This is a genomic window from Shewanella morhuae (genome assembly GCF_900156405.1).
Lineage (GTDB): Bacteria > Pseudomonadota > Gammaproteobacteria > Enterobacterales > Shewanellaceae > Shewanella > Shewanella morhuae.
Genome location: NZ_FTNN01000008.1, coordinates 174,650 through 189,528, shown reverse-complemented (window position 1 = coordinate 189,528; position 14,879 = coordinate 174,650). Strand labels below are relative to the sequence as shown.

General features: G+C 44.2%; 15 protein-coding genes. 10 read left to right on the top strand and 5 right to left on the bottom strand.

All coding sequences use genetic code 11. The features are described from left to right. Positions 1-63 precede the first annotated feature (63 nt). Positions 64-1,020, top strand: a complete 957-nt coding sequence (locus BW947_RS11525; RefSeq protein WP_076499708.1) for an AEC family transporter — start codon at positions 64-66, stop codon at positions 1,018-1,020. Between the two features lie 156 nt (positions 1,021-1,176). Here BW947_RS11525 and BW947_RS11520 read toward each other — a convergent pair whose 3' ends face one another. Then, on the bottom strand, positions 1,177-1,929 hold the full coding sequence (locus BW947_RS11520) for a Nif3-like dinuclear metal center hexameric protein (protein WP_076499706.1): 753 nt from the start codon (positions 1,927-1,929) through the stop codon (positions 1,177-1,179). Positions 1,930-1,988: 59 nt separating this feature from the next. Then, the gene (locus BW947_RS11515) at positions 1,989-2,459 is read right to left on the bottom strand and encodes an outer membrane lipoprotein (protein ID WP_076499704.1); all 471 of its coding nucleotides are present in this window, start codon (positions 2,457-2,459) and stop codon (positions 1,989-1,991) included. 54 nt (positions 2,460-2,513) lie between these two features. On the opposite strand from BW947_RS11515, the gene aat reads away from it, so the two are divergent. The 3 genes from aat to infA all read left to right on the top strand — a co-directional run bounded on the left by aat (position 2,514) and on the right by infA (position 4,224). Then, on the top strand, positions 2,514-3,227 hold the full coding sequence (gene aat / locus BW947_RS11510) for a leucyl/phenylalanyl-tRNA--protein transferase (protein ID WP_076499702.1): 714 nt from the start codon (positions 2,514-2,516) through the stop codon (positions 3,225-3,227). Then, positions 3,214-3,924 (top strand): arginyltransferase, encoded by a 711-nt coding sequence (locus tag BW947_RS11505; protein WP_076499700.1) that lies wholly within the window; start codon positions 3,214-3,216, stop codon positions 3,922-3,924. Before aat ends, BW947_RS11505 begins: the two co-directional genes overlap by 14 nt. Before the next feature lie 81 nt (positions 3,925-4,005). Then, entirely contained in the window at positions 4,006-4,224 is a 219-nt protein-coding gene (infA, locus tag BW947_RS11500) for a translation initiation factor IF-1 (protein ID WP_006081934.1), read from the top strand. Positions 4,225-4,339: 115 nt separating this feature from the next. Here infA and clpA read toward each other — a convergent pair whose 3' ends face one another. Further along, the gene (clpA, locus tag BW947_RS11495; protein WP_076499698.1) at positions 4,340-6,607 is read right to left on the bottom strand and encodes an ATP-dependent Clp protease ATP-binding subunit ClpA; all 2,268 of its coding nucleotides are present in this window, start codon (positions 6,605-6,607) and stop codon (positions 4,340-4,342) included. Between the two features lie 45 nt (positions 6,608-6,652). Continuing rightward, the gene (gene clpS / locus BW947_RS11490) at positions 6,653-6,961 is read right to left on the bottom strand and encodes an ATP-dependent Clp protease adapter ClpS (RefSeq protein ID WP_076499696.1); all 309 of its coding nucleotides are present in this window, start codon (positions 6,959-6,961) and stop codon (positions 6,653-6,655) included. A 194-nt stretch (positions 6,962-7,155) separates the two neighbouring features. Between clpS and cspD the strand changes: the two genes are divergently transcribed. Next, entirely contained in the window at positions 7,156-7,362 is a 207-nt protein-coding gene (gene cspD / locus BW947_RS11485; RefSeq protein ID WP_076499694.1) for a cold shock domain-containing protein CspD, read from the top strand. A 144-nt stretch (positions 7,363-7,506) separates the two neighbouring features. Here the strand turns inward: cspD and BW947_RS11480 are convergent, their stop codons facing one another. Continuing rightward, entirely contained in the window at positions 7,507-9,732 is a 2,226-nt protein-coding gene (locus tag BW947_RS11480; RefSeq protein ID WP_076499692.1) for an NADP-dependent isocitrate dehydrogenase, read from the bottom strand. A 357-nt stretch (positions 9,733-10,089) separates the two neighbouring features. Between BW947_RS11480 and rluE the strand changes: the two genes are divergently transcribed. From rluE to purB, 5 genes are all read left to right on the top strand, one after another. Then, positions 10,090-10,893: a 23S rRNA pseudouridine(2457) synthase RluE gene (gene rluE / locus BW947_RS11475; RefSeq protein ID WP_083948186.1), complete on the top strand. Its 804-nt coding sequence runs from the start codon at positions 10,090-10,092 to the stop codon at positions 10,891-10,893. 46 nt (positions 10,894-10,939) lie between these two features. After that, positions 10,940-11,434, top strand: a complete 495-nt coding sequence (locus BW947_RS11470) for an NUDIX hydrolase (RefSeq protein ID WP_076499690.1) — start codon at positions 10,940-10,942, stop codon at positions 11,432-11,434. 251 nt (positions 11,435-11,685) lie between these two features. Then, a complete protein-coding gene (gene mnmA, locus BW947_RS11465; protein WP_076499688.1) occupies positions 11,686-12,804 on the top strand; it encodes a tRNA 2-thiouridine(34) synthase MnmA in 1,119 nt (372 codons plus the stop codon). Between the two features lie 3 nt (positions 12,805-12,807). After that, on the top strand, positions 12,808-13,425 hold the full coding sequence (gene hflD / locus BW947_RS11460; protein ID WP_076499686.1) for a high frequency lysogenization protein HflD: 618 nt from the start codon (positions 12,808-12,810) through the stop codon (positions 13,423-13,425). A 29-nt stretch (positions 13,426-13,454) separates the two neighbouring features. Then, positions 13,455-14,825 (top strand): adenylosuccinate lyase, encoded by a 1,371-nt coding sequence (purB, locus tag BW947_RS11455; RefSeq protein ID WP_076499684.1) that lies wholly within the window; start codon positions 13,455-13,457, stop codon positions 14,823-14,825. Positions 14,826-14,879 lie beyond the last annotated feature (54 nt).

The following is a 14,879-nucleotide window of genomic DNA, read 5'->3' as shown; positions in this document are numbered from 1 at the left end:
TATTCATATTTTTGACAAGTCTAAAATCGACAGGATTTTAAGTGAATAATTCAAGGAATAACTATGGAAATGATCATTGAGCAGTTACTGTTTTCTGCATCAATAACAGGTCCTATTTGTTTAATGTTAGCACTCGGCGTGCTCCTAAAACGCACCCAAATCATCAATGAAAACTTTATTGATGTCGCATCAAAATTAGTCTTTAACGTAACACTGCCGGCGTTACTGTTTCTCAGTATCATCAGCTCCAATCACAGTCTTGCCTCCAGCGCTCACTTGATTGGCTATGGTTTGGTAGCCAATCTATTGTTTTTTATACTCTCCACTTATGCAACTGGGCGGCTTTTTCCCAAGCACAAAGACCAAGGTGTGATCATTCAAGGGGGATTTAGGGCCAATACCGCCATTATTGGCTTAGCTTATGTTTCTAACGCTTATGGGAGTTCTGGCGTTGCCTTAGCCGCGGTCTATGTCGCCTCGATGACACTGCTGTATAACATTCAAGCGGTTATTTGCCTAAGCCCTAAAGGCGAAGAATCCAGCCAACGTGCATTTGGCGTGATCATCAAGACCATCACCAAAAACCCACTGATCATTGCTATTATGGTCGGTATGTTGTTCTATTTACTTGCTATTCCAGTACCGAAAATGGTGCTCGATGCGGGACACTACTTTGCCAATATGACCCTGCCCTTAGCACTACTGTGCACTGGCGGTTCGCTCGATATTGGTTCACTCAAGCATGAAAAACATTCGACTTGGTTCTCGACCTCATTAAAACTGATCTTTGCCCCATTTTTTATCACGATTGGAGCCTTGCTGTTGGGCTATCGAGAAATTGAGTTAGCACTGGTCTTTTTAATGAGTTCTGCGCCCACCGCAGCCGCAAGCTACGTGATGGCGCGTGCCATGGGTGGAAATGCGCCCCTTGCGGCCAATATTATAGCCCTAACCACAGTCTGCTCGCTGGTCACTTGCACTTTAGGCATCTTTATATTATCCGCTTTGCGGCTGATTTAGTTAACTAGTTACCTAGTTACCGCTAATCTTGGCCAATAGCAGTTTGTATAAACTGCTAAATAGGTTTTAGTGACAATAAAAGAAACCAAGCCAAACCAGCTTTTCTACTAAAGATCAACTAGTTAGATTGGTATCGTAGCCGTCTAAAGATATGCGTTAAACTGGATTAGTAATATCAACAAAATGATGCACTAAACCAAACTCGCGGGCGAGATGGCGACCTAAGGCTTGAATACCGAAACGTTCAGTCGCATGGTGTCCAGCCGCAAAATAATGTATGCCTTGCTCCACCGCACTGTGGAAAGTGCGTTCGGACACTTCACCACTGATAAACGCATCCACGCCTAAACTTGCCGCAATATCGATATAGTCCTGCGCGCCGCCAGTGCACCAAGCTAAATGTTGAATTTTACCATCACCATTACCGATATGCAGTGGTGCTCTGCCTAAAGCATTTTCGAGGGTTTTAGAAAATTCGCTAGCACTAACGGCAAGATCAAGTTTGCCACGCCACAACAGCCCCTGAGCCACCTCTTCGATGGCTTCTGCATCGATGATCCCAAGTTGTCTGCCTAACGTCGCGTTATTACCCAGCATGGGATGAGCGTCTAAGGGTAAATGGTAACCCAATAGGTTGATGTCATACTTGAGCAGCGCTTTGATTCGGCGTTGCTTCATCCCAGTGATCACTTCCGGCTCGTTCTTCCAAAAAAAACCATGATGGACCAAAATCGCATCGGCATTTAAACGAATCGCTTCATCTATCAAGGCCTGACATGCCGTCACCCCTGTGACTATGGTGCGAATTTCATCCTTGCCTTCTATTTGCAACCCATTAGGTGCGTAATCTTTAAAAGCCGACACATGTAAAAAATCAGCTAAATATTGGATTAGTTCTATCCGTGTCATTGCAGCACCACTTATTTTTACTGAAGATAATAATTTTTTACTAAGGATGATAATTGAGCCTACATGGCCAAGTCGACACGCACACCACTTTGCAGATAGACCACTCGCACTCTGTCACCCGCATTAAAGACCATGCCAGAGTCGTAATCTTGAATCACCATAACTTGCGTACCATCTTCTTGATTAATCATTAATTCAACCAGCTTTAACGATTGCGTCGTGGTGCCGCTACCATATCGATTACCAATGCCACCACCAATTAACGCGCCTAGAATGGTTGCCACATCTTGGCCTGAACCACCGCCAAACTGATGGCCTATCACTCCGCCCGCCAACGCGCCACCGAAGGTTTTCCAACCTTGATTGCGATCTTCAATTAACTGGGGTTCAGTAATATTACGCACTGAAGTAATATCGCCATAGAGCACTTTCTCAACAGGTACAGCTTGATTACGCTCATAACCCGCAATAGCGGGGTTGATGAGAAAAGCAAAAATAAACATAAAGCTTGCTAGAGTAGGTTTCCACATATCTGAATTTCCGCTAACGTAGTAATAAGGCCAATAACTAAATCATACTCAATTGTGAAGTCTCTGTCTTTTTTGAATCACGAATTTGAAGCTTTTCCTTCACCCGAACTCGCCTTAACTGATCCTAATGGTTTATTGGCTATCGGCGGTGACTTGCGTCCAGAACGTTTACTCTCGGCTTACTATAACGGTATTTTCCCTTGGTTTAATGAAGACGATCCCATTTTATGGTGGTCGCCCGATCCCCGCGCAGTGTTCATTCCCGATGAAATCCACATCAGCACCAGTCTGCGCAAGTATTTAAAAAAGCAACCTTGGCGCATTACAATCAACCAAGCGTTTACCGATGTGATGGCCGGATGTGCTCAGCCCCGCCTAAAACAGGACGGAACGTGGATCTCTCAAGAAATTCAAATGGCCTATCGCGAGCTGCATAACACCGGTCACGCCCATTCCATTGAAGTCTGGGAAGGTGAAGGTTTAATCGGTGGACTTTACGGCTTAGCAATCGGCCAAGTGTTTTGCGGCGAATCGATGTTTCACCGTAAAACCAATGCTTCCAAAGCCGCTGTTGCAGCACTGCAACAGCATTTAGTTAAAATGGGGTTTAAACTAATAGATGCGCAAATCATGAATCCCCACCTAGAAAGTTTGGGGGCGAAAGCCATTAAACGCATTGATTTTATAACGTTACTGAGCGAACTGAGAAACAACCCCGTGAACCCAATGACTTGGACCACTAAAGAGGTCATTCTTGAACTCGAATAAAGCATCGATTGCTATTGGTATCAGCCAAGTATTTCCCTGCAGCTACCTCGATGGTCAACAAGAGCAATTATTGGTTATCCAAGAAGAGACCCTCGACCCACTTTTATTTGAGCGTTTACTCGCGGTGGGGTTTCGCCGCAGTGGCAGCTCCATTTATAAACCTCGATGCCCACATTGCAGTGCGTGTCAGCCTATCCGTGTGCCAGCGTATGAATTTGTGCCATCTAAGCGCCAAAAACGGACTTTAGCCAAAAACCAAGATCTGACATGGCGGGTGACCTCTGAGCAAACTGCTGCGCAATACGCACTGTATGAACATTACATTCGTGAGCGACATTTTGACGGCCCTATGTTTCCGCCAAGTGAAGATCAATATAACCACTTTCTCTTTTGCGACTGGCTGCCGCCCACGTTTATCGAAGTCTATGAAGGTAATAAATTATTGGCAGTGGCTGTCACGGATACATTACCCCAAAGTCTGTCGGCGATTTATAGCTATTTTGACCCTAATGAAGAGCATCGCTCACTTGGCGCACTGTTAATTTTAATTCAGTGTCGGCTGGCAAAACTGATGGGCAAAGAATTTGTTTATCTCGGATATCAAATAGATGAAAACCGTAAGATGTCTTACAAGCGTTTATACCGTCCTTATCAAATTCTGACTCCTAAGGGCTGGGAGTATTCCCAAGTTTGCTAAGTACTTCCCCTTTACAGCAAGGTGAATTTGGGGCATGATACGCCCGTTTTTTATATTCGAAGGCTAATGGGATAATTATTAATGGCGAAAGAAGACAACATTGAAATGCAAGGCACTATCCTTGAAACCTTGCCAAACACAATGTTTCGTGTAGAGCTTGAAAATGGTCATGTGGTGATAGCCCACATTTCAGGCAAAATGCGCAAAAACTACATCCGGATCCTCACTGGCGATAAAGTTACCGTCCAGCTGACTCCTTATGATCTGACCAAAGGTCGCATTGTCTTCCGCGCACGCTGATATAGCCTCTTAGATTTAAAAACCCGGAAAGACCGGGTTTTTTTGTTTGCGAAAGATGAAAAAATGGCTGCAATTGCAGCCATTTTTATGCCTAAAAATAATGATTAATCAATTACTAAGCTTTTGTCGTCGTTTTTTCAAGGCGTTCAGTGCGAATAACAATCTCGCCCTCTTTCACATCCACATGTGCAACACCGCCAGACTCTAACGCACCAAATAAGATCTCGTCTGCCAATGGACGTTTGATCAATTCGGTCACGACTCGTGCCATAGGGCGCGCACCCATGTTCTTGTCGTAGCCTTTCTCGGCAAGTAAGGTCCTAGCTTCGTCGCTGACATCTAAAGTAACGTGCTTAGCATCTAATTGAGCCTGTAGTTCCACCACAAACTTATCAACCACTTTAGCGATAATCGTCATATCCAAATGATTGAACCACACGATAGAATCGAGACGGTTTCTAAATTCTGGTGAAAATACCCGATTAATTTCAGCTAATGCATCTTGGGTATGATCTTGCTGAGAAAAACCAATCGATTTACGAATGGTCTCTTGTACACCCGCGTTAGTGGTCATCACTAAGGTGACGTTTCTAAAGTCCGCCTTACGACCGTTATTATCGGTCAATGTACCGTGATCCATTACCTGCAATAGTAAGTTATAGACATTAGGGTGGGCTTTTTCGATTTCGTCTAGTAACACAACGCAATGCGGATTTTTAATCACTGCGTCTGTTAGTAATCCACCTTGGTCATAACCTACATAGCCTGGAGGCGCACCAATCAAACGTGACACTGTGTGGCTTTCCATGTACTCAGACATATCAAAGCGTATCAGTTTCATCCCTAGGCAGTTAGCCAGTTGATTTGTGACTTCAGTTTTACCCACACCAGTTGGGCCAGCAAACAAAAAACTGCCTACTGGTTTTTTATCTGTACCTAAACCACTGCGCGATAAGCGAATCGCCGAACTCAAACTCTCAATGGCTTTATCTTGTCCAAAGACCACCATCTTCAAATTACGCTCAAGATTACGCAGTAAGTCTTTATCCGTAGCCGATACCGATTTTTCAGGAATTCGTGCCATTTTTGCCACAATGGATTCAATTTCAGCTTGGCCTATAGTCTTTTTGCGCTTACTTATCGGCAACATCACCATACGCGCACCCGCTTCATCAATTACATCAATGGCTTTATCAGGTAAATGCCTATCATTGATATGCTTCGCCGATAATACCGCTGCGCTACTGATAGCGGCTTGAGTATAACGAACCCCATGATATTCTTCGTATTTAGACTTAAGCCCCATCAAAATCTTCGTGGTTTCTTCCACTGAAGGCTCATTGATATCCACCTTTTGGAAACGACGGGCAAGCGCGCGGTCTTTCTCAAAAATACTTTGATATTCTTGGAACGTCGTCGAGCCCATACAGCGCAAATTACCGCTAGATAATAAAGGCTTTAACAGGTTGGAGGCATCCATTACCCCGCCAGAAGCTGCGCCCGCACCGATAATGGTGTGAATTTCATCGATAAACAAAATGGCATGTTTATCGGCGGCTAACTCTTTTAGTAGGTTCTTAAAGCGCTTTTCAAAATCACCGCGATATTTTGTCCCTGCCAGTAGTGAGCCTAAATCTAAGGAATAGACCGTCGCTTCTAACATTACATCGGGCACTTGTTTATTAACGATACGATACGCTAGGCCTTCAGCAATCGCAGTTTTACCTACGCCAGCCTCACCCACTAACAGCGGGTTATTTTTACGGCGACGGCATAGGGTTTGAATAGCGCGCTCAATTTCTTGATCGCGACCAATTAAAGGGTCGATATCCCCTTGTTTAGCCAGCTGGTTTAAGTTGGACGCAAATTGTGACAACATGCTGCGCTCTTCACTGCTTTCGCCCTGTTCTTCGACACGTTCTTGATCTTGTGGCGATTCAGCATCGTCATTTTTCGCAAAACCATGGGAAATAAAGTTCACCACATCTAAGCGACTGATATCACAGCGGCGTAATAAATATACGGCTTGGGATTCTTGTTCACTAAAAATAGCGACTAAAACATTAGCACCATTCACTTCATTGCGGCCCGATGACTGCACATGGAATACTGCACGTTGCAGCACTCTCTGAAACCCAAGCGTTGGCTGAGTTTCTTTGTCATCGTCAATATCGGCAATGATTGGCGTTGTTTGTTGGATAAAGCTTGCCACTTCATCTCTGAGTTTATCTAGATTTGCGCCACAAGCGGTTAACGCTTCTTGAGCAGCAGGATTATCGATCAGCGCTAATAACAGATGTTCCACTGTCATATACTCGTGACGCGCGTCTCTGGCTTGCTGAAACGCCAGATTCAAGGTGACTTCCAGATCTTTGTTCAGCATAAGCACCCCCAAAAAATTAACAACAGACTACAGAGTTAAGCGATTTTATGCTTTCTCTAATGAACACAGTAACGGATGTTGGTTTTGTCTTGCAAATTGATTTACTTGTATCACCTTAGTTTCTGCAATCCCAAAAGGGAAAATTCCGCAAATACCTTTCCCTTGGTGATGGATCATTAACATAATATCGGTCGCTTCCTGCTCATTCTTGCGAAAAAAAACCTGTAAAACTTCAATCACAAAATCCATTGGTGTGTAATCATCGTTATTGAGTACTACCTTATACATCGAAGGTGGCATCAACTCTGATTCGATACGTTCTTCAACGTGTTCAATATTTCCTATCTTCGCCATTTTTAATACTAGCCTCTCGTGTTGGCCTCTTCCAATTTGTTCCGATCAAATTAATTAGTTGTTGCTTACTTGTTAATTTTAGCTTGACTTCCGCTTTTACTCCTTACATTCTGTTGTTCTGACGGTGAAAGAATAACCGTCTACAGCAGTTTTACTATCTTACTGGTAAGTAAACAACAGAAGGAAGTTGAAGTATGGCAAGCGGAACTGTTAAATGGTTCAACAACGCCAAAGGATTCGGGTTTATTTGCCCTGATCAAGGTGGTGAGGACGTTTTTGCACATTATTCTACCATTGAAATGGAAGGCTATCGAACTCTAAAAGCAGGCCAGCCAGTTCACTTTGAAGTAGAAGCAGGCCCAAAAGGGATGCATGCGTCAGCCATTTCACCAACAAAATAACGTTTGGTGAGGCCAATGATCTAAAAGGCAGGGATATATCCCTGCCTTTTTATTAGTGCACATAATATTCCACTGCGGCTTCATCCGGTCATATAAAAAAGGATCTGCATTACAGATCCTTTTTCGTTATCTTCGCAGTTAAAATTAACCCACTAACAGTTTGTTCAACGTTTCGCTTGGACGCATGGCCTTTTCAGCTTTTGCCGCATCTAAACGGTAATAACCGCCTAAATCGACAGGTGCACCTTGTGCCGTCGCTAACTCGGCGACAATCACTTGCTCCTCTACCGCTAACGCGTGCGCTAATGGAATGAAATGCGCTTGTAACTGCTCATCACTCGCTTGCGCTGCTAGGGCTTGTGCCCAATACATGGCTAAGTAGAAATGACTACCACGGTTGTCGAGCTCGCCCACTCTTCTTGATGGTGATTTGTTACTATCTAAGAATTGGCCAATGGCTTGGTCTAAGGTATCGGCCAATACTTGTGCTTTAGGATTACCCACTGTTTGGCTCAAATGCTCTAAAGACGCCGCCAGTGCTAAAAACTCACCCAATGAGTCCCAACGCAAATGACCTTCTTTCTCAAATTGCTGCACGTGCTTTGGTGCACTGCCGCCCGCGCCAGTTTCAAATAAGCCACCACCGTTCATTAACGGAACAATTGACAGCATTTTTGCACTGGTGCCCAGTTCGAGAATAGGGAATAGATCGGTTAGGTAATCACGTAAAACGTTACCTGTAACAGAGATAGTATCTTGGCCATCTTTGATACGAGTCAAAGAGAAACGAGTCGCTTCTTCAGGTGACATAATGCTGATATCTAAGCCATTAGTGTCATGTTCTGGCAGATATTGCTGCACTTTAGCTATGATTTCTGCATCGTGGGCACGCTTGCTGTCTAACCAAAATACGGCTGGAGTATTGCTTAAACGAGCACGGCGCACGGCCAGTTTTACCCAGTCACGAATTGGCGCATCTTTAACTTGGCACATTCTCCAAATGTCACCCGCCTCAACGTTGTGAGTCATTAATACTTTACCGCTAGCATCAACAACGTTCACCACTCCGTCAGCTGGGATTTCGAAGGTTTTATCATGGCTACCGTATTCTTCTGCTTTTTGCGCCATCAAACCCACGTTAGGCACGCTGCCCATGGTTTTAGGATCAAAAGCACCGTGTTCTTTACAAAACGCAATAGTTTCTTGGTAGATACCGGCGTAACAACGATCGGGGATCATGGCTTTCGTGTCATGCAGTTGACCGTCTGGTCCCCACATTTGACCAGATGAGCGGATCGCAGCAGGCATAGAGGCATCAATAATGATGTCACTTGGTACGTGTAAGTTAGTAATGCCTTTATCAGAATCCACCATAGCCAATGCTGGGCGCGCAGCATAAACGGCGGCGATATCGGCTTCAACTTCAGCGCGGCTATCTGCTGGTAATGTGGCTATTTTGGCATACACATCACCAAAACCATTGTTAACATCTACGCCTAATTCAGCAAAAAGCGCGGCATGTTTGTCAAATACTGGCTTGAAGAATACCTTCACAGCATGACCAAACATAATAGGATCAGACACTTTCATCATAGTGGCTTTCAGATGTAGCGATAACAACACATCTTCTGCTTTGGCATTTTCGATTTCACGCTCATAAAAGCTCACTAAGGCTTTTTTACTTAATACTGCCGCATCGATAATTTCGCCAGCCAATAACTTAAGGCCTGATTTAAGCACGACTTCTTGACCATCTTTTTGCGTCAGCACGATATTCACGCTGCCAGCATCTGACAAAGTCACTGACTGTTCGCTACCGTAGAAATCACCGTCGGTCATATGAGCAACGTGTGACTTAGAATCGCTAGCCCATTTACCCATAGAATGTGGGTGCTTTTTGGCAAAGTTTTTAACTGATAACGGTGCACGGCGATCTGAGTTACCTTCACGCAGCACTGGGTTAACTGCACTGCCTTTGATCTTGTCGTAACGGACTTTAATTGATTTTTCAGCGTCGGTTTTAGGCTCATCCGGATAGTTAGGGATGTCATAACCTTTTTGCTGCAGTTCAGCGATACACGCTTTTAATTGTGGAATCGAAGCACTGATATTAGGTAATTTAATAATATTGGCTTCAGGCTGATTAGCTAACTCGCCAAGTTCAGCCAAATGATCTGCAATTTTTTGAGCGTCGGTCAGTTGCTCAGGAAAACTGGCAATAATACGGCCCGACAACGAGATATCACGGGTTTCAACCGCAACCCCTGCAGCGTTAGTAAACGTTCTGATAATAGGTAAAAGTGAAAGGGTAGCCAATGCTGGCGCTTCGTCTGTTTCAGTGTAAATAATTGTTGATGAGTTATCTTTCATGTTACATCCTACATTATTGTAAAATTTAATATTTTTTTATAATAATTTTATAGCATGGCAATCAAATTGGGGCACGGTAAAAATATCAATCAAGGCAATCGAGTACGCCTAAAACGATTGAATTTTCAATGCCCGTCAACTAATCGCTCACGCTAAACGTGTTACAACGACTCATTAAAAGCGATATACCCAAACCACCACTGAATACTAGATGAGGGAGTTTGGCTATAAAACTTTAGGCACAGATCACATTTTCTGGCCGACATCATAGAGCATTCGCAACAATATTCAAATTCCACTAAGGGCGAATGCCAAGTACACTAGAGCGACATTAACCGCCAATCAAGTTAGGTAAGCGTGTCTCAACCTCCTGTTAGCAAAAGTATCAACAAAAATAAGTTATCACCTAAACGTGCCAATACTGGTGCAGGCTCCCCTGCTAAGCCTTCGGCAAAGCCGACTAACAAAAGCTCAGCTAACAGAGCCACTGTGGCTGAAAGTAAAGTACTTCCGGCGCGTAATGCTAATGGCAGTTTAAAGAAAGAACCGTTCAAAAATCCTAATCGTCGTGCGGTTGCCGCTGCTAAACCGGTCGTAAATCAAACTATTGCGCCAGTTATCGTGCTGTTTAATAAGCCTTTTGACGTACTTTGCCAGTTTACCGATGAACAGGGCCGTAAAACGCTAAAAGATTATATTCCTATCGCTGATGTATATGCCGCAGGCCGCTTAGACCGAGACAGTGAAGGCTTATTACTGCTCACCAATGATGGGCAATTACAAGCAAGACTGACTGAGCCGAAAAAGAAAACCTTTAAAATTTATTGGGTGCAAGTAGAAGGTGTTCCAAGCGAAGATGTGCTAACAAAATTACGTCAAGGTGTTGAATTAAATGATGGTATGACATTACCCGCTAAAGTCAAAATCATGGACTCGCCCGATATTTGGCCACGTAATCCTCCAGTAAGAGAACGTAAAAATATCCCAACCACTTGGTTAGAGATTCAAATCCATGAGGGCCGTAACCGTCAAGTTAGACGCATGACCGCACATATCGGTTTTCCGACCTTAAGATTAATCCGTTATAAAATAGGTCAATGGAGTCTAGATAATTTACCGTCAGGTGAGCACAAGTGTATTCGCCTCGGTGATCAAGTCTAAATATCTGTCATATTTTTGCTGCTGAAATCCACTCAAAGGAGCCACTATGAGTCAAAGATATAAACCCAATGTGACTGTCGCTTGTATTATTCATGCAACGTCACAGGACAAATATCTCATGGTAGAAGAGTGGATTGATGGCGAGCAGCGCTTTAATCAGCCAGCGGGTCACTTAGAAGCGAATGAAAGCATAATTCAAGCCTGTGAGCGTGAAGTATTTGAAGAAACGGGGTTATCACTCAAGCCCCAAGGGCTCGTCGGTATCTATCAATTTAGCGCCAGTGAAGACTTAGCCTTTGTGCGCTTTACCTTTTTCGTGCAGCTTAATGATATGCCCTCACCCACACCGCAAGACAAAGCTATCCATAGTGCACATTGGTTGAGTTTTACTCAAATTGAAGCGCAGCAATCTTTACTACGCAGTCCCTTGGTACTCGATTGCCTAAAAGACTATCTTAATAACGTGCAAATAGGCCAAAGTTACCCCCTCAGCTTACTTAATAGTGACCGCCTCACGATAGCCCAAGCGAGTAAGGCGTGATAGAATACTGCCCCGCATAAAGTGCTCGTTAAACTTATGCATGTGCTAGTGCCTGTCGGTCTCAACGTGACTAAATAGTCAGCCAAAAATGTGAGTCGTCGGCCGTAAATGCGGATTTTAATAACTGCTCGCACTACATACATTTTTCACCCATATTTTTCAGTTAGGTTAAGCATTTTTGTTACACGTGCTATTGCGCAGTTTAAATTTAGCCACCTAACCAACACACATACTCAATGGTTTTAGGATTTATGACATCAATCGAACCCACTCATACAGGAAAAAAAGTCATTGTCGGCATGTCTGGCGGTGTAGATTCATCTGTTTCAGCTTATTTGCTTATGCAGCAAGGCTATCAGGTTGAAGGCCTTTTCATGAAGAACTGGGAAGAAGATGATAATAGCGAGTATTGTGCCGCCGCTGATGATTTAAAAGATGCCCAAGCCGTATGCGATAAACTCGGAATTAAGCTTCACACAGTGAATTTTGCTGCCGAATATTGGGACAATGTGTTTGAGTATTTCCTCGCCGAATACAAAGCGGGCCGCACACCAAATCCCGATATCATGTGCAACAAAGAAATTAAATTTAAGGCATTTTTAGAATTTGCTGACGAAATCCTCGACGCCGATTACATCGCCATGGGCCACTATGTGCGCCGCCGAGACAATAGCGATGGCAGTACGCAAATGCTGCGCGGCGTTGATGGCAATAAAGATCAAAGCTATTTCCTTTACACGCTCAGCCACGAGCAAGTGGCTCGTAGTCTGTTCCCTGTGGGTGAACTCGAAAAACATGAAGTGCGTGAGATTGCTAAAAAAATGGGCTTAATTACCCATGATAAAAAAGACAGCACTGGCATCTGCTTTATCGGTGAGCGTAAATTTACTGAATTCTTAGGTACTTATTTACCAGCGCAGCCGGGCAATATCGAAACCCCAGAAGGCGAAATCATCGGCACCCACCAAGGGCTGATGTATCACACCTTAGGCCAACGTAAAGGCTTAGGTATCGGCGGTATGAAAGATAGCAATGACGACCCATGGTATGTGGTTGATAAAGATCTTGAACGCAATGTATTGATCGTGGGTCAAGGCGGACACCACCCTCGTTTAATGTCTACGGGTATGACGGTTAATCAACTGCATTGGGTAGATAGAACCGGCCCCGTCGATGGCTGCCATATCGTAGTGAAAACCCGTTATCGCCAACAAGACGTGCCTTGTACACTGACCTACAGCGATGAACACACCTTAAAAGTCATATTCGATGAGCCTGTTGCGGCGGTAACGCCTGGGCAATCTGCGGTATTTTATGATGGTGAAGTCTGCCTAGGTGGCGGCATCATAGATCAACTGATCCGAGGATAAAGCGTGAACGAACAACTCGTTAATCGGACTATGGCTTTTGCAGGTATATTGCAAGCCATTGCCCAAGTTCAACATTTAGCACGTCATGGCGAATTAGATAAAGCCGAGCTTGCGGCGAGCTTAAATACCATTCTGGTCACCAATCCAGACAATACTGCTGATGTCTATCAAGACAAAATGCTATTGCAAAAAGGCTATAAACTGATCTTGAATCAGCTCGGTGACGGCAGCCAAAAAGATGTAGAAATCACTCGCTATTTAGTTGGCGTATTAGCCTTAGAGCGTAAATTAGTTCGCTCAAGCAGCGGCTTAGCTATGCTAGCCGAGCGCATTAACCAAGTGAATCGCCAGCTACATCATTTTGAAATCACTGATGAGCAAGTGATCGCCAATCTTGCCAGCATATACAGCGATATTATCAGTGATATAGGGCCAAAAATTCAAATAACTGGCAACCCGGTGTGTTTGCAACGCCCTATTGTGCAACAAAAAATTCGCGCTCTGCTGCTTGCAGCCATGCGCAGTGCTGTCTTATGGCGCCAACTGGGCGGAAAGCGTAGACACTTAGTTTTCGCCCGCAAAGCCATCATAGATACAGCTCAGAAAAGTCTTACCCTATAATAAAATTAGCGTTCATCAAGGAGCTTCACATGGATCTTTCCGCACTAACGGCAATCTCTCCGGTAGACGGCCGTTATGGTAGTAAAACCGCATCATTGAGAGGGATTTTCAGCGAGTTCGGTCTTACCAAGTACCGTGTTCAGGTTGAAATCAATTGGCTAAAGCTGTTAGCCAATTGCCCTGATATTAAAGAAGTACCAACATTAAGCGAATCAGCTATCGCTGTGCTTGATGGTATTAAAGATAATTTCAACGAACAAGATGCGCTGCGTGTTAAGGCTATAGAAAGCACCACTAACCACGATGTGAAAGCAGTTGAATACTTCATCAAAGAAAAAATCGCGGGCAATGCTGAATTAGCCGCTGTAGGCGAGTTTGTTCACTTTGCCTGTACTTCTGAAGATATCAATAACTTAAGCCATGGTTTAATGTTGACTGAAGCCCGTGAGCACGTATTGCTACCCTACTGCAACGAGCTGCTAACTGCGATTAAAGAGCTGGCGATTGAATATCGCTCTGTGCCATTAATGTCACGCACCCATGGCCAGCCCGCTTCTCCATCAACACTGGGTAAAGAGATGGCAAACGTAGCAGTACGTCTTGAACGCCAAATCAAACAAATCGCCAGTGTTGAAATCATGGGCAAGCTGAACGGCGCAGTAGGTAACTACAATGCCCACATCTCAGCTTATCCTGAAGTTAACTGGCATGAACTGTCTGAACGTTTTGTGACTAGCCTTGGTCTGCATTGGAATGCGTACACCACTCAAATTGAGCCACATGATTATATTGCTGAGCTATTTGATGCGGTTGCCCGTTTCAACACTGTGCTGATTGATTTTGACCGTGATATTTGGGGTTACATTGCCCTTGGTCACTTCAAACAACGCACTATCGCTGGTGAAATCGGTTCATCAACCATGCCGCACAAAGTAAACCCCATTGATTTTGAAAACTCTGAGGGTAACTTGGGTATCGCTAACGCAATAATGCAGCATTTAGCGTCTAAGCTGCCGTTATCAAGATGGCAACGTGACTTAACTGACTCAACGGTACTGCGTAATTTAGGTGTGGGTATTGCCCATGCGTTGATCGCTTATCAAGCGACCTTAAAGGGCATCAGCAAGTTAGAAGTAAACGAAGCGCACCTGCGTGATGAGTTAGATCATAACTGGGAAGTGTTAGCAGAACCCGTGCAAACGGTAATGCGTCGTTATGGTATTGAAAAACCATACGAGAAATTAAAAGAACTGACGCGCGGCAAACGTATCGACGCGCAGCAACTGTCAGTATTTATTGACGGACTGGAATTACCAGATTCAGTGAAAGCTGAACTGAAGAAAATGACGCCAGCCAATTATATTGGCCGCGCCGAAACGTTTGTCGACGAACTGAAGTAAGTTTTTAACTGAAATTGGCGATGGACAATACTCTTTCATAAACAGAAATAAGGA

Excerpts from the sequence above, each read along its gene's own strand:
- BW947_RS11525 (WP_076499708.1), top strand. The coding sequence starts at position 64 with ATGGAAATGATCATTGAGCAGTTACTGTTTTCTGCATCAATAACAGGT.
- cspD (WP_076499694.1), top strand. The coding sequence starts at position 7,156 with ATGGCAAGCGGAACTGTTAAATGGTTCAACAACGCCAAAGGATTCGGG.
- clpS (WP_076499696.1), bottom strand. The coding sequence starts at position 6,961 with ATGGCGAAGATAGGAAATATTGAACACGTTGAAGAACGTATCGAATCA.
- BW947_RS11470 (WP_076499690.1), top strand. The coding sequence starts at position 10,940 with ATGAGTCAAAGATATAAACCCAATGTGACTGTCGCTTGTATTATTCAT.
- clpA (WP_076499698.1), bottom strand. The coding sequence starts at position 6,607 with ATGCTGAACAAAGATCTGGAAGTCACCTTGAATCTGGCGTTTCAGCAA.
- infA (WP_006081934.1), top strand. The coding sequence starts at position 4,006 with ATGGCGAAAGAAGACAACATTGAAATGCAAGGCACTATCCTTGAAACC.
- mnmA (WP_076499688.1), top strand. The coding sequence starts at position 11,686 with ATGACATCAATCGAACCCACTCATACAGGAAAAAAAGTCATTGTCGGC.
- purB (WP_076499684.1), top strand. The coding sequence starts at position 13,455 with ATGGATCTTTCCGCACTAACGGCAATCTCTCCGGTAGACGGCCGTTAT.
- BW947_RS11480 (WP_076499692.1), bottom strand. The coding sequence starts at position 9,732 with ATGAAAGATAACTCATCAACAATTATTTACACTGAAACAGACGAAGCG.
- BW947_RS11515 (WP_076499704.1), bottom strand. The coding sequence starts at position 2,459 with ATGTGGAAACCTACTCTAGCAAGCTTTATGTTTATTTTTGCTTTTCTC.
- BW947_RS11520 (WP_076499706.1), bottom strand. The coding sequence starts at position 1,929 with ATGACACGGATAGAACTAATCCAATATTTAGCTGATTTTTTACATGTG.